General features: G+C 59.0%; 25 protein-coding genes and 2 pseudogenes. 13 read left to right on the top strand and 14 right to left on the bottom strand.

What is annotated here, in order from left to right; translation table 11 throughout:
- Positions 1–141 precede the first annotated feature (141 nt).
- The 7 genes from NKJ35_RS06415 (at position 142) to NKJ35_RS06385 (ending at position 5,411) form a co-directional block, all read left to right on the top strand.
- Positions 142–924 (top strand): ABC transporter substrate-binding protein, encoded by a 783-nt coding sequence (locus NKJ35_RS06415; protein WP_254817255.1) that lies wholly within the window; start codon positions 142–144, stop codon positions 922–924.
- Between the two features lie 118 nt (positions 925–1,042).
- Complete coding sequence (locus NKJ35_RS06410; RefSeq protein WP_254817256.1) at positions 1,043–1,756, top strand: ABC transporter permease; 714 nt, start codon at positions 1,043–1,045, stop codon at positions 1,754–1,756.
- Positions 1,753–2,580 (top strand): ABC transporter permease, encoded by an 828-nt coding sequence (locus tag NKJ35_RS06405; protein WP_352645710.1) that lies wholly within the window; start codon positions 1,753–1,755, stop codon positions 2,578–2,580. Before NKJ35_RS06410 ends, NKJ35_RS06405 begins: the two co-directional genes overlap by 4 nt.
- 11 nt (positions 2,581–2,591) lie before the next feature.
- A complete protein-coding gene (locus NKJ35_RS06400; protein ID WP_352645708.1) occupies positions 2,592–3,515 on the top strand; it encodes an NAD(P)-dependent oxidoreductase in 924 nt (307 codons plus the stop codon).
- 9 nt (positions 3,516–3,524) lie between these two features.
- Positions 3,525–4,229 carry a DNA alkylation repair protein gene (locus NKJ35_RS06395; protein WP_254817259.1) on the top strand — a complete coding sequence of 235 codons (705 nt, stop codon included), beginning with the start codon at positions 3,525–3,527 and terminating at the stop codon, positions 4,227–4,229.
- Positions 4,189–4,770, top strand: a complete 582-nt coding sequence (locus tag NKJ35_RS06390) for a GNAT family N-acetyltransferase (RefSeq protein WP_352645706.1) — start codon at positions 4,189–4,191, stop codon at positions 4,768–4,770. The genes NKJ35_RS06395 and NKJ35_RS06390 overlap by 41 nt, the downstream gene beginning before the upstream one ends.
- Before the next feature lie 68 nt (positions 4,771–4,838).
- Positions 4,839–5,411: a DUF3299 domain-containing protein gene (locus NKJ35_RS06385; RefSeq protein ID WP_352645704.1), complete on the top strand. Its 573-nt coding sequence runs from the start codon at positions 4,839–4,841 to the stop codon at positions 5,409–5,411.
- An 11-nt stretch (positions 5,412–5,422) separates the two neighbouring features.
- Here NKJ35_RS06385 and NKJ35_RS06380 read toward each other — a convergent pair whose 3' ends face one another.
- From NKJ35_RS06380 to NKJ35_RS06365, 4 genes are all read right to left on the bottom strand, one after another.
- Complete coding sequence (locus NKJ35_RS06380; RefSeq protein ID WP_006333679.1) at positions 5,423–5,914, bottom strand: Lrp/AsnC family transcriptional regulator; 492 nt, start codon at positions 5,912–5,914, stop codon at positions 5,423–5,425.
- Between the two features lie 196 nt (positions 5,915–6,110).
- Positions 6,111–6,728, bottom strand: a complete 618-nt coding sequence (locus NKJ35_RS06375; protein WP_502895591.1) for a uracil-DNA glycosylase family protein — start codon at positions 6,726–6,728, stop codon at positions 6,111–6,113.
- A 13-nt stretch (positions 6,729–6,741) separates the two neighbouring features.
- Entirely contained in the window at positions 6,742–7,353 is a 612-nt protein-coding gene (locus tag NKJ35_RS06370; protein ID WP_352478881.1) for a glutathione S-transferase, read from the bottom strand.
- Positions 7,354–7,394: 41 nt separating this feature from the next.
- Positions 7,395–8,018 carry a thermonuclease family protein gene (locus tag NKJ35_RS06365; protein ID WP_254817264.1) on the bottom strand — a complete coding sequence of 208 codons (624 nt, stop codon included), beginning with the start codon at positions 8,016–8,018 and terminating at the stop codon, positions 7,395–7,397.
- 75 nt (positions 8,019–8,093) lie between these two features.
- On the opposite strand from NKJ35_RS06365, the gene NKJ35_RS06360 reads away from it, so the two are divergent.
- The gene (locus NKJ35_RS06360) at positions 8,094–9,608 is read left to right on the top strand and encodes a sensor histidine kinase (protein ID WP_352478883.1); all 1,515 of its coding nucleotides are present in this window, start codon (positions 8,094–8,096) and stop codon (positions 9,606–9,608) included.
- A gap of 4 nt (positions 9,609–9,612) precedes the next feature.
- Here the strand turns inward: NKJ35_RS06360 and NKJ35_RS06355 are convergent, their stop codons facing one another.
- The gene (locus NKJ35_RS06355; RefSeq protein WP_352645701.1) at positions 9,613–10,611 is read right to left on the bottom strand and encodes a nicotinate-nucleotide--dimethylbenzimidazole phosphoribosyltransferase; all 999 of its coding nucleotides are present in this window, start codon (positions 10,609–10,611) and stop codon (positions 9,613–9,615) included.
- 174 nt (positions 10,612–10,785) lie between these two features.
- On the opposite strand from NKJ35_RS06355, the gene NKJ35_RS06350 reads away from it, so the two are divergent.
- Both NKJ35_RS06350 and NKJ35_RS06345 read left to right on the top strand, forming a co-directional pair.
- Positions 10,786–11,019 (top strand): DUF1289 domain-containing protein, encoded by a 234-nt coding sequence (locus tag NKJ35_RS06350; protein WP_352645699.1) that lies wholly within the window; start codon positions 10,786–10,788, stop codon positions 11,017–11,019.
- A gap of 13 nt (positions 11,020–11,032) precedes the next feature.
- A complete protein-coding gene (locus NKJ35_RS06345) occupies positions 11,033–11,737 on the top strand; it encodes a TIGR02281 family clan AA aspartic protease (RefSeq protein WP_352645697.1) in 705 nt (234 codons plus the stop codon).
- 6 nt (positions 11,738–11,743) lie between these two features.
- Here NKJ35_RS06345 and dusA (NKJ35_RS06340) read toward each other — a convergent pair whose 3' ends face one another.
- The 4 genes from dusA (NKJ35_RS06340) to NKJ35_RS06325 all read right to left on the bottom strand — a co-directional run bounded on the left by dusA (NKJ35_RS06340) (position 11,744) and on the right by NKJ35_RS06325 (position 16,481).
- Positions 11,744–12,739 carry a tRNA dihydrouridine(20/20a) synthase DusA gene (gene dusA / locus NKJ35_RS06340; protein WP_352645695.1) on the bottom strand — a complete coding sequence of 332 codons (996 nt, stop codon included), beginning with the start codon at positions 12,737–12,739 and terminating at the stop codon, positions 11,744–11,746.
- A gap of 645 nt (positions 12,740–13,384) precedes the next feature.
- Positions 13,385–14,269 (bottom strand): hypothetical protein, encoded by an 885-nt coding sequence (locus NKJ35_RS06335; RefSeq protein WP_352645693.1) that lies wholly within the window; start codon positions 14,267–14,269, stop codon positions 13,385–13,387.
- 89 nt (positions 14,270–14,358) lie between these two features.
- Positions 14,359–15,234, bottom strand: a complete 876-nt coding sequence (locus tag NKJ35_RS06330) for a zinc metalloprotease (RefSeq protein WP_352645691.1) — start codon at positions 15,232–15,234, stop codon at positions 14,359–14,361.
- A gap of 29 nt (positions 15,235–15,263) precedes the next feature.
- Positions 15,264–16,481, bottom strand: coding sequence for a trypsin-like serine peptidase (locus NKJ35_RS06325; protein ID WP_352645689.1), 1,218 nt, complete (start codon positions 16,479–16,481; stop codon positions 15,264–15,266).
- 130 nt (positions 16,482–16,611) lie between these two features.
- Between NKJ35_RS06325 and NKJ35_RS06320 the strand changes: the two genes are divergently transcribed.
- Together NKJ35_RS06320 and NKJ35_RS06315 are read left to right on the top strand one after the other, a co-directional pair.
- On the top strand, positions 16,612–18,726 hold the full coding sequence (locus NKJ35_RS06320; protein WP_352645688.1) for a S8 family serine peptidase: 2,115 nt from the start codon (positions 16,612–16,614) through the stop codon (positions 18,724–18,726).
- An 11-nt stretch (positions 18,727–18,737) separates the two neighbouring features.
- The gene (locus NKJ35_RS06315) at positions 18,738–19,034 is read left to right on the top strand and encodes a hypothetical protein (RefSeq protein ID WP_352645686.1); all 297 of its coding nucleotides are present in this window, start codon (positions 18,738–18,740) and stop codon (positions 19,032–19,034) included.
- Between the two features lie 220 nt (positions 19,035–19,254).
- On the opposite strand, the pseudogene dusA (NKJ35_RS06310) reads toward NKJ35_RS06315, so the two are convergent.
- A pseudogene (gene dusA, locus NKJ35_RS06310) lies at positions 19,255–19,755 on the bottom strand (tRNA dihydrouridine(20/20a) synthase DusA); the annotation flags it as partial.
- A gap of 195 nt (positions 19,756–19,950) precedes the next feature.
- Positions 19,951–20,067, bottom strand: a complete 117-nt coding sequence (locus tag NKJ35_RS06305; protein WP_502904615.1) for a hypothetical protein — start codon at positions 20,065–20,067, stop codon at positions 19,951–19,953.
- 4 nt (positions 20,068–20,071) lie between these two features.
- On the opposite strand from NKJ35_RS06305, the pseudogene NKJ35_RS06300 reads away from it, so the two are divergent.
- A pseudogene (locus NKJ35_RS06300) lies at positions 20,072–20,272 on the top strand (ATP-binding cassette domain-containing protein); the annotation flags it as partial.
- 539 nt (positions 20,273–20,811) lie between these two features.
- Here NKJ35_RS06300 and NKJ35_RS06295 read toward each other — a convergent pair.
- The 3 genes from NKJ35_RS06295 to NKJ35_RS06285 all read right to left on the bottom strand — a co-directional run bounded on the left by NKJ35_RS06295 (position 20,812) and on the right by NKJ35_RS06285 (position 23,681).
- Positions 20,812–21,849 carry a phosphatidylglycerol lysyltransferase domain-containing protein gene (locus NKJ35_RS06295; protein ID WP_352645684.1) on the bottom strand — a complete coding sequence of 346 codons (1,038 nt, stop codon included), beginning with the start codon at positions 21,847–21,849 and terminating at the stop codon, positions 20,812–20,814.
- 227 nt (positions 21,850–22,076) lie between these two features.
- A complete protein-coding gene (locus NKJ35_RS06290) occupies positions 22,077–22,799 on the bottom strand; it encodes a glycosyltransferase (protein ID WP_254817270.1) in 723 nt (240 codons plus the stop codon).
- Positions 22,800–22,907: 108 nt separating this feature from the next.
- A complete protein-coding gene (locus tag NKJ35_RS06285; RefSeq protein WP_352645681.1) occupies positions 22,908–23,681 on the bottom strand; it encodes a glycosyltransferase family 2 protein in 774 nt (257 codons plus the stop codon).
- Positions 23,682–23,766: the final 85 nt, after the last annotated feature.

Raw genomic sequence — 23,766 nt, 5'->3', positions numbered from 1 at the left:
AACATGACCTTCCCTCAAGCGACGGTTTTTGCAGTTGCTTTTTCTTGGGAAACAATGGGAGTATCGCGCCAGCGGGCGGTCAAAAGCACCGCCCACAGAGCCGTTCGGGAACGACGGCCGGGACCAACAGAGAGGACCATTATGCGTATTGCACTGCGTATCGCGCTCGCCGCTTCGGCTGCGCTGCTGACGCTTGGCGTTGCCCAGGCCCAGGAAAAAACCTTGAGGATCGGCACCGAGGGAGCGTATCCGCCATTCAACAACCTCACCGCCGACGGCCAACTCGTGGGCTTTGATATCGACATCGCCAAGGCGCTGTGCGACGAGATGAAGGTGAAGTGCACCTTCGTCGCGCAGGACTGGGACGGCATCATTCCAGCCCTTCAGGCAGGCAAGTTCGACGCCATCGTCGCGTCGATGTCGATCACGCCGGAACGCGCCGAGAAGGTCGACTTCACCCACAAATATTACAATACGCCGCCGGCGATCGCCGCGCCCAAGGACACCGACATCAAGGGTGTCACCAAGGAAGATTTGGCCGGCAAGACGATCGGCGTGCAGGCGTCCACCACGCATTTCAACTATTCGACCAAGACTTATACCGAAAGCACGGTCAAGCCGTACCCGACCGCACAGGAATACCAGCTCGATCTGGCCAATGGTCGGCTCGATGCCGCCAATGACGACGTCGTCGTGCTGCAGCAATGGCTGGATTCGCCGGACGGCGCCTGCTGCAAGCTGGTCGGCACAATCAAGCCGGTTATCGAAATCCACGGTCCGGGCGCCGGCATTGCCGTGCGCAAGGGCGAGACCGACCTCGTCAACAAGTTCAATGCGGCGATCGACGCCATCCGCGCAAACGGAAAGTACAAGGAAATCAACGACAAATACTTCAAATATGATGTTTATGGCGGCGAATCCTGATCGACCGACATAGGAAGACGTGAACGGCGGGAGATTCCCGCCGTTCTTATAAGGTTGCCGCGCACCAGGGGTGATGCGGTACGGGTCTCAAAGAGCCTCAAGGAGAACAGGCAGGCGGATGCAGAGCGCACTGACGCTTCTCAGTTGGGGACCCGAAGGCTGGCTCGACGATATCGCTGCGGGTGTATTTGTTACGGTATGTCTTGCGCTGGCCACTCTGCCCTTCGGGCTGACGCTCGGCTTTTTCGTGGCGCTGGCCAAACAGTCGGAAGAGCCGTCGCTGAGACTGGCCGGGAACATCTACACCACGATTTTTCGCGGAATACCCGAGCTGCTCACGCTGTTTCTGATCTTCTTCGGCATCCCATTGATCCTGCAGTACTTTGTCCGGCTGGTGAGCCCCGGAACGTCCGCCGACGTCAACAGCTTCGTCGCCGGTATGATCGCGCTGTGCTTCATTTTTTCCTCTTATTCCAGCGAGGTGTTTTTATCCGCGTTCCGCGCCATTCCAAAAGGGCAATATGAGGGAGGCTATTCGGTTGGCCTGTCCAGCGGCCAGACTATGCGGCTGATCGTGCTGCCGCAGTTGATCCGCATCGCCTTGCCCGGACTTGCCAATCTCTGGCTTATCCTGCTCAAGGACACCGCGCTCGTCTCGGCCGTCGGCCTCAACGAGATCCTCCGGCAGAGCGGGGTTGCCGCTCGCGTCACCAAGCACGCGTTCCTGTTTTACGGTTTTGCCGGTCTGATCTATCTCCTGCTGGCGATCGTCTCCTCCTTCGGCATCAACGCGATCGAACGAGCGGTCGGCGGCAGCGAGGTCAAGCGATGAGCCTTGCCACCGACACGCTGAAGGTCGACCGGCCGCCGCCGCCCGCACGCGGCTGGTCGCGCCAACGCATCCTCGGCCATGTCCTGGTCGGCCTGTGGATCGCTCTCGGCATTGGCATGGTCGTCTACCTGGTCGCTGCGTGGAACCCAGTGTTCTTCCAGAAATATGCACCCGGTTACATATCCGGCCTCGGCATCACCCTGTTGCTGGTTGCCATCTCGATTGTGCTTGGCGCGATCCTGTCGGTGCCGATCGCCTATGCACGCATGTCGAAGAACCCGATCCTTTCGGGGTTCGCCTATGCCTATGTCTATTTCTTTCGCGGCACGCCGCTGTTGGCGCAGACCTTCCTGGTCTACTACGGGGTCGGCTCCTTCCGGCCGGAGCTCGAGATGGTCGGACTATGGGGCTTCTTCCGCGAAGCGTTCAACTGCGCGATCTTCGCCTTTTCGCTGAATACGGCCGCGTACCAGGCTGAGATCTTGCGTGGCGCGATTGAGAGCGTGCCGAGGGGCCAATGGGAAGGTGCCGCCTCGCTCGGCCTGCATAAACTACAGACGATGTGGAAAATCATCCTGCCACAGGCGCTGATTGTGGCGCTGCGCCCCTATGGCAACGAGATCATCCTGATGATCAAGGGCTCGGCAATCGTCGCCATCATCACGGTCTACGATTTGATGGGGATCACCCGGCTCACCTATGCGCGCACCTTCGACTTTCAGTCGTATATCTGGGCGGCGATCATCTACCTGGTCATCGTTGAAACACTGCGCCACGGTGTCGAGTGGATCGAACGGCGCATCACCATCCATCTGCACCGCTGACTCCCATCGCCTTGCCTGATCCGGTAAGAAGACCGGCAAAGCAGGCTTCTAAGGGATTCGAAAACATGGCTTCGGTGGCATTTCTCGGTCTTGGCGTCATGGGCTATCCGATGGCCGGGCATCTCAAGAACAAGGGTGGTCACGACGTCACCGTCTACAACCGCACCAGGGCGAAGGCCGAGCAGTGGGTTGCCCAGCATGGCGGCAGCCTCGCCGCGACGCCAGCCGAGGCGGCCGAGGGCAAGGACTTCGTCTTTTCCTGCGTCGGCAATGACGACGACCTGCGCTCGGTGACGACCGGCGCCGGAGGCGCCTTCAATTCCATGATGAAAGGCGCCATCTTCATCGACAACACCACCGCATCGGCCGAGGTCGCGCGCGAACTGGCGCAGCAGGCGCAAGCGCTCGGGTGTTCGTTCCTCGACGCCCCGGTCTCCGGCGGTCAGGCAGGCGCCGAGAACGGCATGCTGACCGTGATGGTCGGCGGCGAGCCCGACGCCTTCGACAGGGCGAAGCCTGTCATAGATGCTTATGCCCGCATGGTCGGATTGATGGGACCGGCCGGGGCTGGCCAGCTCACCAAGATGATCAACCAAATCTGCATCGCCGGCCTCGTTCAGGGCCTGGCCGAGGGCATTCATTTCGGCAAGAAGGCTGGGCTCGACATCGAAAAGGTCATAGAGGTGATTTCCAAGGGTGCGGCCGGTTCCTGGCAGATGGAGAACCGGCACAAGACGATGAATGCCGGCAAATATGATTTCGGCTTCGCTGTCGACTGGATGCGCAAGGATCTTGGCATCTGCCTCGCCGAGGCCGACCGCAACGGCGCCAAACTGCCGGTGACGGCACTCGTCGACCAGTTCTACAAGGACGTGCAGGCGATGGGCGGCAAGCGCTGGGACACGTCCTCGCTGCTGGCGCGGCTGGAGAAATAGGATTTCGCCGTGGCCGAGCTTTCGCCTCAATCCAGCGCCGATGAAATTGTCGCTCATCTGCGCTCGATCGCCTCGGAGGAAAATCGACTTGGCATGCTGCGCTACGGCATCAAGATCGAACGTGCGCTCGGTATCTCGCATGGCGTGCAGCGGCAGATTGCCAAGAAAATCAAGCGCAACCATGAGCGGGCTTTTGAGCTTTGGCAGACAGGCATCATGGAGGCGCAGTTCATCGCTTCCGTGACAGCCGATCCGGAGCGGTTCTCCGCCGCGGATGCAAGACGATGGGCGGCGACTTTCGACTCGTGGGATATCGTCGACGGGGTCTCCGATCTCTTTGTCGATACGGATTGCTGGAAGGAATTGATCGCCGAATTCGCGGTCGACGAACGGGAATTTGTTCGACGCACGGCTTTTGCGATGATGGCCTGGTCGGTAGTCCACCGGAAGAAGGAACCCGAGACGACCTTCCTCGAATTCCTGCCGATCATCGAAGCGCATGCGACCGACGGCCGCAATTTTGTGAAGAAGGCCGTGAACTGGGCGCTTCGTTCGATCGGCAAGCGATCGATGAATTTGCACGGCCCTGCCCTTGCCGTGGCGCTAAAACTGGCGGCCTCGACAGACAGGACTGCTCGCTGGATCGGCAAGGATGCCGTGAAGGAACTCTCCGATGCCAAGACGCTCGAACGGCTCGCCGCCAGAAAAGCTTGACCTGAGCGAAGTGCGCTTCACGGAGGTGACGCAATCGACGCGCGCCGATTTCGAAAACCTGTTCGAACAACCCGGCGGGCCGAAATACTGCTGGTGTACGGCTTGGCGCAATCTCGACCGCCGCGAGCATGTCGAGAACGACGAGAAGAAACGCGCGATGATGGCGCTGATCGACACCGGCACACCGGTCGGCATTGTCGCCCAGTTCGATGGCCGGACTGTCGGCTGGTGCTCGGTCGCGCCGCGCCAGACCTACCGCAAGTTGTCACGGCAGCAGGATGACCGCGAGGCCGGGATCTGGTCGATCGTCTGCTTCTTTGTGCCGAGAGCGTTGCGCGGTGGCGGGCTGGCAAGCGCATTGCTTGATGCAGCCATCGATCACGCCTTTGCCAAAGGTGCCACGACGATCGAGGCTTATCCGGTCGACCAGGCATCGCCGAGCTACAGCTTCATGGGTTTTCGTGACATGTTCGTCGCCCGCGGCTTTCGCGAGATCGGCATGACCGGCTCGCGCCGGCATGTCATGCGGCTTGAACGTTGACCTTGGCGACAGCGGCAGCTTTACTTGCTGGCATAGGCCGCAGATCAAGGCCCAGCAGTGGAGCAGGAATGAAAAACCGTCTCAAGTCAGGCGCGACGCTTGCAGCCGCAGTGTTCGTCTCTGTTGTCGCAGGCAACGCTTGCGCCGGGACGATGCATATTTTCTGGAAGGATCTGCGCCCGGCGAGCCAGGCAGCCGCCGAAAGCGTCGGGCTGCCGATGATCGCGGCCAAAATGCCGGATCATGGCGAAACGCTGTCACTCAACTTGCAGGACAAGACCGTACAACTCGCGGGCTATGCACTGCCGGTCGATCGCGACGGTGATCTCGTCTACCAATTCCTGCTGGTGCCCTGGACGGGGGCCTGCAGCCATATGCCGACGCCGCCGCCCAACCAGATCGTCCTCGTTACGCCTGCCCAACCCTACCGGATGTCTGAGGCCTACCAGCCGGTTTCGGTGACCGGCGCCTTGCAGCCGGGCATGGAGAAGAGTCAGCTTTTTATCCTTGACGGCGTAAGTGTCATCCAGTCGGGCTACGCTGTGCGCAAGGCCGAGGTGGTCGACGTCGGCACCGTGCCGGACACGATCACGCTGCCGGTCAACTCGCCCTGGACTTTCCTCAACAAAAAGAAAAACTAAGCAAAAGAATCTCAGGCGGCGTTGGCGCCGGACTCCTTGTCGAGCACCATGTAATCCAGCGGCATCTCGGTCGTGTATTTGATCTGCTCCATGGCGAAGGAAGACGACACGTCGCGGATCTCGATCTTGGCGATCAGCCGCTTGTAGAAGGCGTCGTAGGCGGCGATATCGGGCACCACGACGCGCAAGAGATAGTCGACGTCGCCGCTCATGCGGTAGAATTCGACCACTTCCGGGAATTCCTGGATGACCTCCGAAAAGCGCCGCAGCCATTCATGGCTGTGCGAATTGGTGCGGATCGAGACGAACACCGTCACCCGCACATTGACCTTTTCATGATCGAGGATGGCAACGCGCCGCTTGATGACCCCCTCTTCTTCGAGCTTCTGGATGCGCCGCCAGCACGGCGTCGTCGACAGGCCGACCTTCTTGGCGACGTCGGCGACTGCAAGCGTCGCATCCTCCTGCAGGAGGCGGAGAATTTTTCTATCGAGGCGGTCCATTGGGTGCTCCCCTGATGCAAATCGTCAAAATGCGCGGCTTTGGCACAACGACATGCATGAAAACAAGAATTTAACGCGCGTCCCGTCATGCGACGCACTTCGAGGAATAGATTACCATATTCCCTCTTGCTCAAGCCTATTACAAGAAAGAAATTCTGTTGAATAGCGCAAAAGCGAGTGATTTCTTGCTGAACACTTAGCCGAGGCGATAGCGGATTTCCGATCTCAGAAAGGGCAGCAAATCCATTTCAAACCATGGATTGCGCTTCAGCCAGCCGGTGTTGCGCCAGGACGGGTGCGGCAGCGGCACGATCTTCGGGTCAGTCGACGCTGCCCAGATGGCGCGCCAGTCCATGACTGTTTCGGTCAGCGAGGGACGGCGCGCCGCGCCCATATGCCAGCTTTGCGCGTAGATGCCGATCGTCAGTACCAGATCGACCTGCGGCATCAGCGCCATCAGCAATGCGCGCCAGGCCGGCGCACATTCGCGGCGCGGCGGCAGGTCGGCGCCCTTGGCGTCCTGACCGGGAAAGCAAAAACCCATCGGCACGATGGCAAACTTGTCCGTATCATAGAATTCCTCGCTGCCGACGCCCAGCCAGCTTCGCAGCCGGTCGCCGGAGGCATCGGTGAACGGCATCCCTGTGATGTGGACCTTGGTACCCGGCGCCTGGCTGGCGATCAGGATGCGGGCGCTCGACGATGGCCGGAGCACCGGACGCGGCTGGTGCGGCAACGGCCTGCCGGCTGGCTTATCGACGCAGATGCGGCAGGCACGCACCCTCGCCGCCAGGGCTTCCAACTGTTCGCTCATTTGGGACTCGTTATCAGGCGGCGGCACTCGGCCGGCTGGAGATTTCCCGATGCCAGCGCAGCACGTTGGTGCACTCTTCGGGTACCTTGATGCGAGCCGGCTTCATGAAATCGATGGCGACCAGCCCGGTGATGTCAGCGATCGAATAGGCATCGCCGGCGACGAATTCCCTGCCGGCGAGCTCAGTGTCCAGAAATCTCAGGAATTCGACCGCCTTCGGCTTGTTGGCCTCGCCCCATTCGGGGATTTGCGGGATCTCCCATTCCCTCATTGCGGGGTGGATGTGCCGGAAGGCCGCGGCGACGCAGCCGAACAAATTGAACTCCAGACGTCTTTGCCACATCTCGACGATTGCCTTGCCGAGCGCCCCATGCCCGAACAAAGCCGGCTCGGGGTGCAGTTCCTCGAAGTAACGACAGATTGCGACGGATTCGGTGATGATGGTGCCGTCATCGAGCTCGAGCACCGGCAGACGCTTCAGCGGATTGCGCGAGCTGACCGGCTGCTCTTTGTGCTCCAGCGCGCCCATGTCGACGGGCATCAGCGGAACCTGAAGTCCCTTTTCGGCCAGAAAAATCCGAACCCGACGTGGATTGGGCGCGCGCCCGCCGTCGAACAGCTTCATCTCCATCCTCCTCGTCCGTCCCGACGAACTATAAGCACAACTCACCAGAAGCGAAAAATTTCACGCAGGGCATCGCCGATCGACGCCAAGGTGCCGTGCTTTCTTTCGACCAGCTCATGGCCGTGGCTCTCGCGCCAGTTCTTCGGCTCGTCGAAAGTTCCGCCCCAGATGCCGGCTTTGTCCGCGCGCGCAGCAGCTTCCTCGGTCTCGAAATCGCCAAAGGCGACCGCCCAGCCGGCCTCGACCTGTGCGCGGTTGAGATCCTTGCCGCCGGCCTTGCAGTCGCCGAGCAGCCTGCCGTAGCGGTCGCGCTGCCAGCCGCTGCAGGAGACCGCTTTGCCGGCTATCAACCGCACCAGGGACTGCCGCGCGAGCTTGCCGCAAGGATAGTCGGCACCGTCCTTGCGGCAGATTTGCGAATATTCCGGCGCATCGATGCCACGCATGCGGATGCGCTCGCTGCCGAGCGTGATGCTATCGCCATCATTGACGGTGGCCGCGCCCTCCGTCTTGCGCGTCTCCACCCGGTCGAGGCGCGCCGCCAGGAGGATCAGCAGGCCGAGCACGATGAGTGTCAGCCCATAGTCCATCAGTCGGCGCCACAGGCTTCGCGGACGCGGCGCATAGTATCGCTGGCGCGGCCATCGCGACCACGAACGGCTCATATGGCAAACCGTTGGTTAATCATTCGAACGTAGCTTAACGATTTGAAATTGCTGCCCGCGTAAATTGAAGACTTCATGCCCCTGCAACGCTCGACCACGGCGGACAAGTTTATTGTGGACCGCAGGAAACGCCATCGCAACAGCGACGTCGCGCGCGCGGTGCGCAAGACGCGCGACCGTCTTTCGCAGCAAGCCGGAAATCCCGACTTCGACCGCGAGTTGTTGAAGCTCCACGCGCTTTCGATGACCGGCGGCGTGATCGTTATCCCGCTGCTCGTTCTGGCAACGGCCGCGGCAGGCTTGTTCGCGGGCCTCGGCAAGGAGATCGGCGTCTGGGCGCTGTTCACATTCATCTGCTATACCATCGTTGCGTTCATGGCCAGACGCGTCACTCAAGCGTCCGAGCTCAACCCGCTGGAGACGCACAGGGATTTCCTGATCGGCCATTTTCTTTGCGGGCTTGGCTGGGCCTGGTTCGCATGGCTTGGCTGCGAAGCTTGCCAAATCGATCAGTTCCAGGTCGCCAAGGCGGTGGTGCTGCTGCTCGCCATGTCGGCAACCGCGATCCTGGCATCGTCCCTTCGCGGTGCGCTGTTGGCGACCTTCGCGCTTCCGGTCGCCATCTATGCCTATGCCAGTGCAAAATTATGGATGCCGGTCGAAGTGATCATGGCCGGGTTGCTGATCTCGTCGCTGCCGTTCTTCGCCTATGTGGCGCGCCAGCTCAACCGTTCCTCGCTGATGCTGTTTTCGTTCCGCTCCGAAAAGGATGCGCTGATCGCCGAACTGGAGACGGCGAAATCGATGTCGGACGAGGCACGGCGGCGGGCGGAAGACGCCAATCTGGCGAAATCGCGTTTCCTGGCCTCGATGAGCCACGAATTGCGCACGCCGCTCAACGCCATTCTCGGCTTTTCCGAAGTGATGGCCAACGAGGTGCTCGGCCCGATGAGCAACCCGACATATCGCGACTATGCCCGTGACGTGCACGACTCCGGACAGCATCTGCTCGACCTGATCAACGAAATCCTCGACCTGTCGCGTATCGAAGCGGGCCGTTATCAGCTCAACGAGGAGCCGATGATGCTGCTTTCCGTCGTCGAGGATTGCTGCCACATGATGGAGTTGAAGGCGCGCAACAAGGACATCCGCATCGTCCAGGATTTCGAAAACGCCTTGCCGCGCCTGTTTGCCGACGAACGCGCGGTGCGGCAGATTGTGCTCAACCTCTTGTCCAACGCCATCAAGTTCACCGCGACCGGCGGCGAAATCCGCGTGCGCGTCGGATGGACGGCGGGCGGCGGGCAATATCTCTCCGTCAAGGACAATGGGCCGGGCATACCGGAAGACGAGATTCCGATCGTGCTCTCGGCCTTCGGCCAGGGCTCGATCGCCATCAAGAGCGCCGAACAGGGTACAGGGCTTGGCCTGCCGATCGTGCAAGGCCTGCTGGCCATGCATGGCGGCGAATTCCAGCTCCATTCCAGGCTGCGCGAAGGGACCGAGGCGATCGCCATCTTCCCGCTGAGCCGGGTGATGGAGGAACTGCCGGCGCTGCCGACCAAGGCGGTTGCTTCGCGCCGGCGCTGAATGCTTAACCGCCGACCGCGGCTGCCATGCCGGAGCTGGTCAGCGCGGCCGCCTTGACCAGGCCGGCGGCAAGCGCCGCTCCTACCCCCTCGCCTTGACTGACGCCCAGATCGAGCAGCGGGCGAAGGCCGAGGCGCTCGGCGGCCTTGGCATGGCCAGGCTCCGGCGACAGGCTTGCGAGGAGACAGTGATCGAGCGCGGCGGGGTTGGCGGTATGTAGGACGCCAGCGGCCGCAGTCACCGCAAACCCATCGAGCAGCACCGGGATCTTCTGCATCCGCGCCGCCAGAATGGCGCCGCAGATCGCTGCGAATTCCCGTCCACCAACCCGGCGCAGCGCTTCCAGCGGGTCCTTGAGGCTCGTGCGGTGAAACGCGACCGCGGCATCGACCACCTCCGCCTTGCGCCTTTGCATCGCTGCGTCGGCCCCAGATCCAGGGCCGACCCAGTCGGCGCCGGTGCCGCCGAACAGTGCCGTGCAAAGGGCCGCGGCGACAGTCGAATTGCCAACGCCGAGGTCGCCAAGGCAAAGCAGGTCGGTGCCGCCGGCAATCGCCTCCATGCCGAAGGCTATGGTGGCGGCGCAACCGCGCTCGTCCAGTGCCGCATCCTCGGTGATGTCGGCTGTCGGAATGTGCAGAGCCAGATCGAACACCTTCAAGCCGAGATCGTTGGCGATGCAGATCTGGTTGATCGCTGCGCCGCCGGCGGCGCAGAGCTCGACTGCATTTGCCGTAGCGGCGGCGGGGCGCGGCGAAATGCCGTGGCGGGTGACGCCATGATTGCCGGCAAAGATCGCCACCAATGGTCGCGTCACCACCGGCGGCGCGCGACCGCTCCAGCCGGCGAGCCAGGCGGCGATGTCCTCGATGCGGCCAAGCGAGCCTTCGGGCTTGTCTGCCTTCGCAAACAACTGGCGAACGCGGGTGCTGGCAACCATATCTGCCGGCGGCAGGCTCACCAGGAGGTCGCGAAAATCGTCGAAAGGCAGTGCGCTGGTCATATCGATGGCAATCGTCCTTGTGAATTGGTGAGCGGCATAGCCGCCTTGGCGGGCCGGCACAACCTTGGCACAACTTCGAGGTATTGACGCGAAAGCACCCGTTGGCGGCGCATCCCGGAGGGCTTGCATTGACTTTGTCGTTGCACCATGTGGAGGCTAGCCAAGGAAATCCTTATGACGGCCATTGAATCCCCGTGCATCCTGGTCTGCTCGATCGACATGAAGACCGGCTTCTGTTTCGGTTGCGGCCGCACGCGCGAGGAAATCGCAGCCTGGATCGACATGACCCCGCAAACCCGCCGCAGCGTCATGGCCGAGCTCCCGGCAAGGCTGGAAGCGGTCGAGCGACGCCCACGCCGGGAAACCCGTCGCAGCCGCATGGCACGCGAACGCGACGCCCTCTCGTGAGCCGGCCGCAGAGATGAACCGACTGCTGTGGATTCTGATCGTCGCCATCGGGGCAGGTGTACTCCTGCTCATGCTCAACGATTCCGCCGGCAGTACATTCGGCATTGAGAATTACGATTTCAGCCAATTGATCTGGCTTGGCGCCTTAGCGGCACTCGTCGGCGCCGGCCTGCTCAGATCGGGCAGGCCATTGGGCACCATGGCCCGCAGCCTCGGCGCCTGGGGCGCCATCGTGCTGGCGCTGATCGCCGGCTATCAGTACCGCTATGAGTTGCAGGATTTCGCCAGCCGCGTCACCGCCGGCCTTGTTCCCGGCAGTCCGCTGGCGCTGGGCGTGGAAGAAGGCCATGCCACCGTCACCCTGGACAAGGCCGGCAGCGGCCATTTCGAAGCGCGCGTCACGATCAACGGCACGCCGATCCTGACGGTTGTTGATACCGGCGCGACCAGCACAGTGCTGACCGCCGAGGACGCTGTGGCGGCCGGGTTCAATTCGGCGGCCCTCCACTTCACCATCCCGATCTCGACCGCCAACGGCATGACGCGCGCAGCGGCGGTGCGAAGCGACGAACTGTCGATCGGCGGCATCGTGCGCAAGGACATGCCCATCATGATCGCCGCACCCGGCACCCTCGGTCAGAGCCTGCTCGGCATGAATTTCATCGGCTCGCTGTCGGGTTTCGACGTGCGCGGCGACCGCATGATCTTGCGGGATTGAGTTTGCTCAGGCCGCCTCTGCGGTCCTGCCGAAATCGACCTCGGCGAAGGCTGACTTCAGCACCTCCGGTCCGGCACCCGGCCGTGTCGCCTCGGTGGAGAGGATCTGCCGGTAGCGGCGTGCACCAGGCAGGCCGTGAAACAGCCCGACCATGTGCCGGGTGACATGCCCGAGCCGTCCACCCTGTTCGATATGGCGTGCTGCATAGTTCGCCATGGCGTCGATCAGCGCGGCAAAGTCGAACAACTCAGCTGTGCTGCCGTAAAACGCGGCATCCATGCCGGTCAGTATCCCTGGCGTGTGATAGGCAGCGCGGCCGAGCATGGCGCCATCGACATGGTCGAGATGCGTCAGCGCTTCTGCGAGAGATTGAATGCCGCCGTTGATGCCGATGAATTTGTTTTGTTTTCTGGCTTTCAGCCGATAGACGCGGTCATAGTCGAGCGGGGGGATGTCACGATTTTCCTTTGGGCTCAGTCCTTCCAGCCAGGCCTTGCGGGCGTGCACCCACAGCGCGTCGGCGCCGGCCGCGAAAACACCATCGGCCAACGCATCGAGTGCCGGTTCCGGATCCTGCTCATCGACGCCGATGCGGCACTTGACGGTAATCGGTATTTTCACCGCCGCCTTCATCGCCGCAACGCAATCTGCGACGAGCACAGGCGCCTTCATCAGGCAGGCTCCGAAGGTGCCCGACTGGACGCGGTCGGACGGGCAGCCGACATTGAGGTTGATTTCATCATAGCCGAAGGCTTCGCCGATGCGCGCCGCCTCGGCCAGCTTTCCCGGATCGGCGCCGCCGAGTTGCAGCGCCACCGGATGTTCGCTGTCGTCGAAGCCGAGCAGCCGCTCGCGTGCGCCGTGGATGACCGCATCGGCCACCACCATCTCGGTGTAGAGCAGCGCCTCGCGCGTCAGCTGGCGATGGAAGAACCGGCAGTGCCGGTCCGTCCAATCCATCATCGGTGCGATTGCCAGGCGGAAGTTCTTGTAATTGCTCATTTTTTCTTCTATCATAAGCACTTGCGCCGAATCGATGCAGTACCGTTTTCGGCCCGTTTTCGCCGATTTTGGCTCATTTTGGGCGCCAAGGTACTGCAATGCAGTACCGATGTCGCTCGTGCAGTACCGATAAGGAGCCTACGTCGGCAGATGGGTCGACTGCGTATCAGGCACAACTCCTAATAAAGCGTGCCGGCAAGATCCTCCATCGAGTGGGCCGCACGTTCGACCGCAAGCAGGCCGCAGCGGCATGGCTGGAAAAGCGCGAGATTGAGCTTGCGAAGCCCAGTGCTCTTGAGCGGATTAAGGCTACAGACCCCACCCTTGAGAATGGCGGCGGGGCTGGCGTACGGCTAGCACGCCGTCTGGAAAGCAAATGACCTCACAGCAACAGGCAAATTTGAGCCGCTTCGGTCATCGGAGAGTTCACGACCGAATGGCAGCAATTGTGCCGCTTTTTAGCCGTTCTGCGCCCGCTCGCTCCTTCATCTACGTCGACGCCATCAAAAGGGTTGACTATTGAACGCAGCAGGAAGCTCCGCATTGTTTGAATCCCACCGGGCATGAAAAGGCGTGCACCGGCACGAAAAAGATTGCGATAGCAACAGCCAGGCACTTCATAATCTTCATTTGTACCTCCCTTACTCAACTTTCAAATTTAACATCGATTATTCCGTCCGACAACATCTGTTTCAGGAGTACAGCCGAACCAATTTGACGAGAGACGTAGTTCTTATTCCACTTTCCGTCGCTCGCGTAGCCGCCTCGCTTGCCAATGCTGCTGAAGTTCCAAAGATATGCCGACGATGTTTTGTGGAAGTAATATCCAAATCCGTTATATTTTTCAAAGCGGTATAGTGTTCTCTCAACCGTCCATGAACCGGGAGGTTTTCCCGAGAATCCTTCGATGCTCAGCGCGTCACGTGCACTCGCTATCCAAGCGGACACAGGCTCCCACGGCTCCGGCGGCCAAGGCTTTGGCGGCCGGCCCTTTGGTACCTGTCTCGTTAGCGCTCGAAGTGGGTCGCCGTTATGCAAGTGCCCCAGGAAATTTGCGCTCGCCTCGCGGAAATGAAGGGTAGCAACAACATGCCAGGGTACTCCGGTCAGCCGCTGCACGGCTTCATATTGATCACGATTTCTCTTTTTCGCGAAAAAGCCGGTCCACTTCTTTATTTCAGCCAAGTTGGCAGGGTTTGGCGAACATTGGTCGAATTGCTCTCGGTAAGTGCCCTTTAGGAGAGCGAACGAAGGGGCCTTCGGTTTTTTTACCCTCGGTTTCACGGCCGCGTTGAGTTGGCTCAAGAGCGCCCCGCTGTCAGAAGTGAGACCGCCAGGCTGCGCATTGTCGAAACGCTTTTCCAAAGACGCCTCAACAATGCTCGCCAATATGAAAATCTTTTCCTCGTCGCTAGGCAGCGCATTGGCTGCCGATTTCGGCGAAATCAGCCCTGCATCGACGGCACGAGACGCGATCGTGGCGAAGTCCGGTTCAGCTTCCACCCCTTTACCCAAGACATCGCGCGGCAAAAGGAGGCATCCTAGTCCAACACCAGCAACCTTCAGGCACTCGCGACGACTCATTCTATCGCAACATGGCATGGGACACCCCTTAACTTTTAATTCGAATGAAACTTTTTATGATCTTGCTTGTCCGACTTAGAAAGTATGAATTTCGGCGAGCCGCCTCCATTACATACATAGTGCATCACTGAATTTCCGGTGTAGGGGCTGAGCGCCTTCCAATTGTTGTCCTCTGCGCCGTAGTAGGAACATCCCTTAACTCCGAGGTGGCTGTGCCGGTATCCCAAGATATGACCTATTTCGTGTCGCAGCATACCAATTTTGTCATACTCCTGGTCGGTGAAATAGCCGCTGAATATCTTCAATATACGTGTCGATTTCGGATCTCCTGGAAATGGGGCAAGAGCCAGAAAGGGTGAGGGGCTCGCGTCATATTGTATCACAAAGGTCACCTCATTAGTCGTCGGGGCCCGGTCAAACTGTGGAGCATGCGTTATAGACAGACCGCATTCACACGATACTACCCACGGAACAACTGCTGCCTTGAAGTTTCGTTTTATAACTGCGTACTGCCTCTTGTCGAACGTTCGTTTGTCTATCGCGTAAGTCAATTGACGGTGACCTACTGGCCATTTGTCCGGGACTCCGGCCCGCATCATCACATTTAGCTCTGAGTTCGGGTTAACCTTCTCGCTCCCGTCTGACACCCCGTTTACTCGTGCCCACAACTGCCTTGCGGTCAATCGAAGGTCGCCCTCTACGACGTAGTAGGGCTCATGGGCAGGATCGTACCTTATACTCGGCAGCTTCCGAAGAAACTCTTGAAATTCAGGACTGCCCAACTGCTTTCCAGCTATAGCTGCAAATTCCTCCTTCGACACATCTGCGAGCACATGTCCGGTTGAAACTGCCGTCACAAAGAGCAGTACAAGGATGAAGATGCATCGGTGGACGGCGCTTGTGAACGTCAATTGTGGTCGGCAATTGCCACGGGAAAAGGTCATTGCTTGAGTTCTCGGCAAAGTTTTTGCAACCCTTCGTTCTTTTTATTTGTGCAGGCATCTGAGATGATTGGCGAGATGCGCACGCCCTCATTGAAGGCTTTCACGACCTGGCAGTTCTCGTCTCTGACAAAGCCCGCATGGTGGATGCCAACCAATCGCTTCGTATTGGAATCGAAGACAGGGCCGCCTGACGCACCAGGATCGGTGTCACAATCATGCAAAAAGAGATCCGGATTGTTGTCCTCGCTTGTCGCATGGCAATTTTTGCTCAACAGCTTGGGCTTCGACCGGGCATGATGGAGTATGAATATCTGATCCGGCACCCCGGACATATCGATCGGCACCGCTGCCGGCAGGGACGAAAGCGATGGGCCGCCAGCCAAGGGCCCTAACTCCAGCAGGGCGTAGTCCAGTTTTTCACTTTGCGCGGCAATCTCTCCACATGAGAACTGAGAGCGGGCTGTCCCTTCGTCCCACCGAAAATCCATCAGACAGTTTCCACGTACCTCGTCATTCCAATAGAGCTCATGCTTCAGCCAACGCTCGCCTCCACAATGCCAGTTTGTAAGAAACAAGGATTCTCCAATCAGCACACCCGAACATGACCAGCTTTTCTGTGACAACGTCTGAGGATCCGTAGCCCCCGTGAGCAGCATGCCGACGGAGTCTGCCAATCGAAAGACTTCGGCGCCGCCTGACGGATAGGGGCTTCCCCAGTTGGGGGTCGCTCCTTGCACCGAGAAGAGGCGCACATCGCCGCCTTCCCCTGGATATGCGGTCGCTCCAGTCACTTTGATTTCGCCGTCCCCCTTCTCAAGCCCATCCACGTCGACCTCCAACTCACTCGAGATCAAACGCTCGGTAAAGATGCTCTTGGCGGTGCTCGCTTGATCGGTTCGACGAATGATGGAAAGAGGACGGCCCTGACGGTCGCGCACTGTCACGAGCCAGTTTACGCTTGAATTTGTGTTGTCAGACAATTGAAGTCGCCAGCTTCCTATGTCGACGAGATCATATTCTGCCGGTGAAATTGTATAGGACTTATTGTCAACATTTAAGATAACGTCCGGATTGACCCATCGGCCAAATTCTGAAGTGGACTCGCGCGTGCTGCATACGGTTGACGTTGCTTCATCCGAATTTCCAGCTTTCGCCGTCATAGCAAGGACCAACGAGATCGAGACAATGCCAACGCGCTCAGCGATATCGGACACTTCGTCCCCCCATAGGCGGCGATCTACAATATATATACGGCGCCCATGATTCTTATGTTGTCAATACGAGACACGTCGGTTATATTATAAAAAGCTAAAAAAACCGGTCGACCCGGAGGGGGCAAACATCATGAGGGGTGTTTCTCTATTTTTGCGTCTTTTTCTTGCTTCGGTTGCAACGATCGCGTTGGCGGAATCATGCAGGGCTCAATCCAAGACACCTGGAGATGAGGTCTACAGTTCCGGCGTGGTGGTGTCGCTGGATGGTGGACTGGTCTCATCCAATTTGGCTAAGGTTCTGGATTTACTCGAAGCAGCCGGGGTTGCCCTGCCTTCCCGCCCTTTAACGATTCAGGCCGGAGGTTCAGTCTGCCAGTTGTTGTTGTCGATGGGATATCCGCCGCCCTGCGATCCGCTTCTTCCTCGGGTGGAAAAGCTGAACAGACGATTCTCAGGCAACTTCAAAAATATTGCGGCAGGTGAGTCCATTCAGATGCCGGCGGTTGACTTGACCACCTTATGGCAAGAGAAGTCAGTCTATAGGAGAGAGGATACTCAGGAATATCTCGATGGAATAAAAAAGAACTGGAGGGATCTTTCTGTAGTTGTACTCCCGAACAATAATGATGATTTTATGCGTACTTTCCAGTATTCTAGATATAAGGCCGTATTTCCGATTAAAGATTTTTCCTTGGCTCAGATTGCTTACAGCCAGCTCTTGAACAGCGATATACCAAACATGACGGTCAGTCTGCGCGGCGCCGGCTCTTCGACTGTTACTTTGCATTCAGGATTCGATGATTCGGGATTCGATGATTTGAAACCCGACTACGTGAATGGCACGTGCAAACAGGGTAAACTCTGGCCGGACCTGAACTATATCGATATTGTCGACAGCGACCCAGACGCTGATCGACTCTATCAGGAGGCCCGTGCTCGCGGTGCGCGTGGCGAGCCAACTCAGATATACATGATGGATTCGCCTCTCGCGCCATCAGGTAATCTTGGGCGCGCTCTCGGCGCCGCTCAAGTAGAATTTGATACCATTGAAAAGAGAAGCTGCAAGTGGGTAGACCCCTTTGTAAAAGAACGCGACCACGCTAATCTTCTTGCTGGAATAATAGCAGACCAGGAGAAGACAGGATTTCAAGGTTTGTGGCCTTACGTCTTGCTAGAATCCTACGATATTGTTAAAGAAGATCCGGATCGTGAAGAACATGTTATGAGTCATCTTAGAGATGGCGGGTTGCGTCCATCGCTCGATGTTTACCTTTTTGCGTCTGATTTCGAAGTGAACTCGGGCACCGGTCCATTCAAAAACGAAGATATGCGCCAAAAAACCTCTGGAGCCTCCGTTGTTCCGGGCTTCACAAACATCATCATTGCCGCGGCTCCAACCAATGTTGATGGGCCTGTAACACTTAGTGCGACGACGAGTAATTTTCCCCAGACCTGGGGGGACCATGACAGTGTGATAATCGTGTCGTCATGCGACGATTGTAGGAGAGACTCTGCGACCCTTTCACAAAACGCCGCAGCCTCGGTTAGAGATGTCGATGCCGTGAAATTCGTGCACGTTGCGGCTCCCGGTGGAGGCCACATTATCGGCTGGGTCGGAAATTCTTCTATCGCTACCACACAAGGTGGAACCTCCCAGGCCGTCGCCTTCGTTGCCGGGGTGGTATCAAGTATGATCTCCACCTACCCACTCATTTATAGGAAGCCGGTCCTGGTCAAATACCGCATCCAGCAGTGTTCCTATCCCCTCAACGCATATCGCAACGGCGTCGACAACGAAGATTATGGCAAACTTGCCGCGGGCGTGATCGATCCTAAAGTCTGCCTGCTCGATCCCTCCCAGACGTGGATCAAAGTCGGCCACACGTGGAAGAGCGTCGATTTTGGCAGATGGTCAGACAAATCGAATTTTGGCCCGGGGCTTGCTCCAGCCGATGTTCTCCGCGTCGTAAAAATGCCGGGGAAGTCCGGGAACGACGTGGAGTGGAGGATCTATTCGAAAAGGCAAGTAGCATCAAAGGTGCGCGACGCCAGCAAGGGGTTGGGGGCAATAAAGCAGTGGCGCGATGTCGAGATATCGGCCGACACGAAGTTCACGACCTGTGATGGACAACATGAGTACCGTCTGTTGTCTCTCAGCGACTTTATGGTGGCGATCGACAGCAGATCGCGACCTTGCCAGCCAGTGGTAGCTGCTTCCGGATCAAATTTGAACGCTTCAAATTAGGAGGATTTCAATTGTTTCGCCGCCGCAATCTGATTGTGATGGTCACAAGCATCTCTTTAAGCTCCTGTCAGTCCACAAGTTTTCAAAGCGAAGCTGGTAAAGTTGTCGATCGGATCGAGGTGATTTGTGCATATCGGGCCGATGTCGGTCCCATTGTCCGGATTTTGAAAAAAAGTCTTCCGGGACTGAAGACCGTGGATGACGTGGCGGGAGCCGTATGTGATGAGGTCAAGAAGCCGGTAGCACCCGGTGGATTGAAAGGGCCTCCAGTCGTGGCTCGTGTGAAAGTCACAGGCGCCCCGCTTTAGCTAGGGTCGGGCTCCCTCGTTGAAGAAGCTCGTGATGCTCTGCCGCTGCCGAACCATCCGCAATGCGAGCGCGCCGTCCGGTTCGTGATCTCTACCTCACCCACGCGCCCATCCCGCGCAGCGGGTCGTCTAATCGCTCGACGGTCAAGGGGGTGAGTGCAAGGCCGTCGTCCTTTCTGTCAATTCTCGTTCGTCCGCATGCCGGGTACAGGGTCGTCTACGCGTGCACCCACAGCGCGTCGGCGCCGGTCGCGAAAACACCATCGGCCAACGCATCGAGTGCCGGTTCCGGATCCTGCTCATCGACGCCGATGCGGCACTTGACGGTAACCGGTATTTTCACCGCCGCCTTCATCGCCGCAACGCAATCTGCGACGAGCACAGGCGCCTTCATCAGGCAGGCTCCGAAGGTGCCCGACTGGACGCGGTCGGACGGGCAGCCGACATTGAGGTTGATTTCATCATAGCCGAAGGCTTCGCCGATGCGCGCCGCCTCGGCCAGCTTTCCCGGATCGGCGCCGCCGAGTTGCAGCGCCACCGGATGTTCGCTGTCGTCGAAGCCAAGCAGCCGCCCGCGTGCGCCGTGGATGACCGCATCGGCCACCACCATCTCGGTGTAGAGCAGCGCCTCGCGCGTCAGCTGGCGATGGAAGAACCGGCAGTGCCGGTCCGTCCAATCCATCATGGGTGCCACGGCCACTTTGTGGCGTAACATATTCATTTTTCTAGTTTCTCTGTCTCAATCCGTCCGATACTCCGTTCGAATGACAGAGCAATTTGGCAAGAGATACACACCTAACTAACCCGATATACGATTTTGCCGCCGCAACTGAAAGCAAATTGGCATGTCACAATGTCACTGTACGCACCAGTTAGATGCCTGCCGTGGAACGATGCACCGCCGGCGGCATACCAGTCAGCCAAAGCGATGCGTGTTGCGGGCGATCTGCCACGCGGATTCGACATGCCGCCGCGCCGCCGCCGCCGCCTCGTCCGGCTTGCGCGACCGGATTGCATCTATGATTTCGGTCATTTCGGTGATCGCCGGCTTTCAGGACCCGACTTCCGGCGATGTCTTGCTGGAAGGAAAATCACTGCTTGCAGTGCCTTCGCACAAGCGCAACATCGGCATGGTGTTCCAACGCTACACGCTGTTTCCGCATCTGACGGTGGCCGAAAACGTCGCTTTTCCGCTGCGGATTCGCCGCCATTCAACGCTTCGCAGCGATGGAGGCGTGCTTAGGATAAGTTGTGGTTCGGTCCATCATCAGCTTCGGTCGGCAAGCGCGTAACGTGTTCGACACTACCGGCTGCTGATTGGATGGCGGGGGTAGCTCCTGTATCCATTGACAGTCGTCATGCTCGGTTGGAAGATGAAGAAGGTCAGCGGCGATAGCCATACGGGAAGGCAATGGTCCAACCGCCAGATACCGGACACCATCCTGGCAGCGTCGTCGCGGTCATCGTCATTTGTTTGATCATCGTTGCTTTGTTCTTCATAGGCTTCAGATACTCAAGGCCGGGCCAGGGTACTCTCGTTATTCCTGGCGGTACGCAGCAGCAACCGTGAATCCGCCCCTTGGCGCGCGCTGATGCGGAGCCGTTCTCGTGCTGCCAAAAGTAGCCGGCGGGACTGGGGGACGCAGCAGAATGGTCCGGCGCGTCGCAGCCGGTCTTTTTGCTCCCGCCGCGGCATTCCTTTCCCACCTAAAGAACCAAGCCTGGCCGGCGTGGTGTCGACCATGCTGGGAGATGACGAGCCCTCATCCACCAGGCACTAGACGGCCCTGATCAGCCGGAGCAAAGAAAGCGCTTCGAAAAAGGTCCCTTTGCGAAAGGCGAGATAGGTCGGCTCTTCGACACCATGGAACCGGCGCTTGAAGGCCGCCTGCCCCTGCAGGTTGAAGCGGGTGCGATTGACCCACGGCGATTCATAGGCACGCTGGAAGGCGCGCCGCCAGAAATCGCTTTCGGCAAACCCGCTAGGTCCGATTTCGACAAGCGGCGACAGGCCGAGGGTGACCACGGAAACACCTTCGTCGCGAAAGCGGTCGACCGCGAATTTGGTCAGGCCGATCTCGGCATGCGCCGAGGCATCGATGTGCTTGCGCTTGAACGAGGTGGTGTAGCCGATGACCTTGCCGTCGCTGAACAGCGGATCGAAATCCAGCAAGGCCACGAGCTCTCCATCCGGACCGTGCAGGACGAAACGGCGCATATCGACGCCAAGGTGATCGGCAAAAGGCCTGTTGAGAAACCTCATCTCCCAGCGCTTGACGATGCGGTCGGCCCGCCAATTCTGGGAGAGCCTGGCAATCTCGCCGAGGAAGACGGTCCCATTGTCCTCCGCGAAGGAAAACCCCTTCCTCAAGAGCCAGCGTTCGGAATAACGCACTGTCTCATTGCGCTTTCCGGAAAAGTCGTGGCCGGGCAGGACAAGCCTGGTGTCGACGCCGAGGCGGTTGACCTGATAGCCAAGTCCGGCAAGCACGTGCGCCGTCTGTTCGCCGATCTGCACGAACCACGGGCTGCCGGCAACCTCGATGAAACGTTCGATATAGTCGCGCCGATCGGCCGGGGCAGCCATTGGATCACCGAGCGCGAAGTGATGTCGCGTTTTGCTGCCGTAAGCGATGTAGCCCTGGGCATCGCCGAAGTAGTGAAGCCCCTTCTGCACGGCGGTCGAATAGGCAAGGGAAAAATCACCATGGCGACGGACCAGCGCCAGGCGCTCGACATGGTTCAGCCGCAGCCGCGGTATTTTACGCCCGCGGTTTTCCAGGAAACGATCGAGGCGTCTTCGCAGTGACGACATGGTCGACTTTCGCGTGCCGGCTAGGCCGATGAAAGAGCTGACGGACCCCAAACCGATCATATTGCCGCGAGCTGATCCTTATCTCAGCGCGTCATGCTTCCCCAGCCGGAACCGCCAGATTCCTAGGCGCAATCTGCCCCGGTCCCGCCCCGAGGCGGCACCACGCGTTGTTGCCGACGCCGATGCCACTTCGGAAGCGCCCAGGTCAGCTGCCAAACACGATGCTCTTATCGAACTGCGCTCTGAGAAGATTCTGCCTGATCGGAAGCCAGGAACTCGTCGCGTTCTGCTATCCACAAGTCGGCATAGTCGACATTCTGCCACTCGGCAAACCACGGGCCGCCGCTCGTATAGTGGACCGCCTTAGGTGTGCCGACAGCAGGCTTTTCGTTCCAGCCTTCGAGCCAATTCCACTCTACCGGCAATGAACCCAAATCTTTGTCGGCAACCCACTGCATTCGGTGAAGATAGGCGCCACTTTCCTGATTCACGACCTCTGGCGTGAGCGATTTGACCGAAGGATGCGCGCAATTGAACAGCATCAGCGACGACCAGTTTTTCCGAGGATAGGATGTCTGGACCACGCCATCCATCTTGGTTGTGGCCTTCGGCGTATAGTCATGCTGGACGCAATAGACCGCCTTGTCCGAGTCCGTATATTTCAGCAGGCCTGCGACATCACCAAGCCACAGGAAATCGCAATCACAAAACAGGGCCCAACCCGTGTAGTCGGCGAGAAAAGGCGTGAGGAAGCGCGTGTAAGTGAACTCCGTCGAGGCGAGTGGATCTTTTTCCCGCCAATACAGCCTGCGGGCACGCATCTCGTCCTGTTTGATCGGAATGACGGAGACAGGCGCCGACGCATGTTTGAGCAGCGAGTGTCGCGCGACGTCGTACGCGATCGGCTCACGGCTGTCCCATCCGATAAATACCCTAAACGCATCAGTCATATTCACTACCCTGGCTTTCGATTTTAACGGTCGTACACTAACTAGTTGGCGATGGCTCGGCAACAATTGCGGTCAACCGAGCCGGTTTCTCACAGATTTGTCCTGGCCTCAGCCTTGCTTTTTTGGGTGGACCTGGCCTCGCATTCCCAATGCGACACGCGCCCATTTCTGATAGGTGTAGCTGGCCGAATACGCGGCCACCATCGCACCAATGGAACCGTCCAGAAATCCCAGCCGGAGAATATAGCTGCGCACATAGGCCCAGACGGAACGCAAAACTGCCTTGCCTATCGAGCTTTTTTTGCCCTCGGCAAGCAGCTGCGCGGCGGATGCTTCTGCGTACCGGCCGATCTTGTCGTGGGCATCTGCCAGGTCGGTGATCGAGTCGTGCTCGATCGGCTGGGACAATCGCCCGACCTTTCCGTTCAGCACTACTTTCTCGTGCACGGTGTCGTCGCTGAAGCGCCCGGAGCGGCGACGGAAGAGCCTGAGCACCAGATCGGGCGACCAGCCACTATGGCGGACAATGTGTCCGCAAAAGCGCGATCTTCTCGGTATTTCGAAGCCGTCATAGGCTTTTGGGTCGGCGACTGCGGCCCTGATTTCCGTGCGGAGCGGCGCCTCCACCCACTCATCGGCATCCAGCGAGAGGATCCAATCCCCCGTTGCCGCGGCCAGCGCACGGTTTTTTTGCGCGCCGAAACCGGGCCAATCAAGGGTCATCAAGACCTTGGCCCCCAAGTCACCGGCAATCTCCCTGGTGCTGTCGCTGCTGTCATTGTCGAGAACGATGATTTCGTCTGCAAAATCCACCGAGCGAAGGCAGCGCGCGATGGACGCCTCCTCGTTGCGGGTGATGATAATGACCGAGAGCACCCGCACGGTCAGAAGGTTCCGGCATCAAGGCTGCCACTGTCATTCGAATGCATCTGCAGCATCGGCTCCCGGCCCGTTAGCACATTGAGGG

The organism is Mesorhizobium sp. M0136 (assembly GCF_040322515.1).
Classification (GTDB): Bacteria; Pseudomonadota; Alphaproteobacteria; order Rhizobiales; family Rhizobiaceae; genus Mesorhizobium.
Note: the sequence above shows the minus strand (reverse complement) of the source record. Positions and strands in the feature narration are given on the sequence as shown.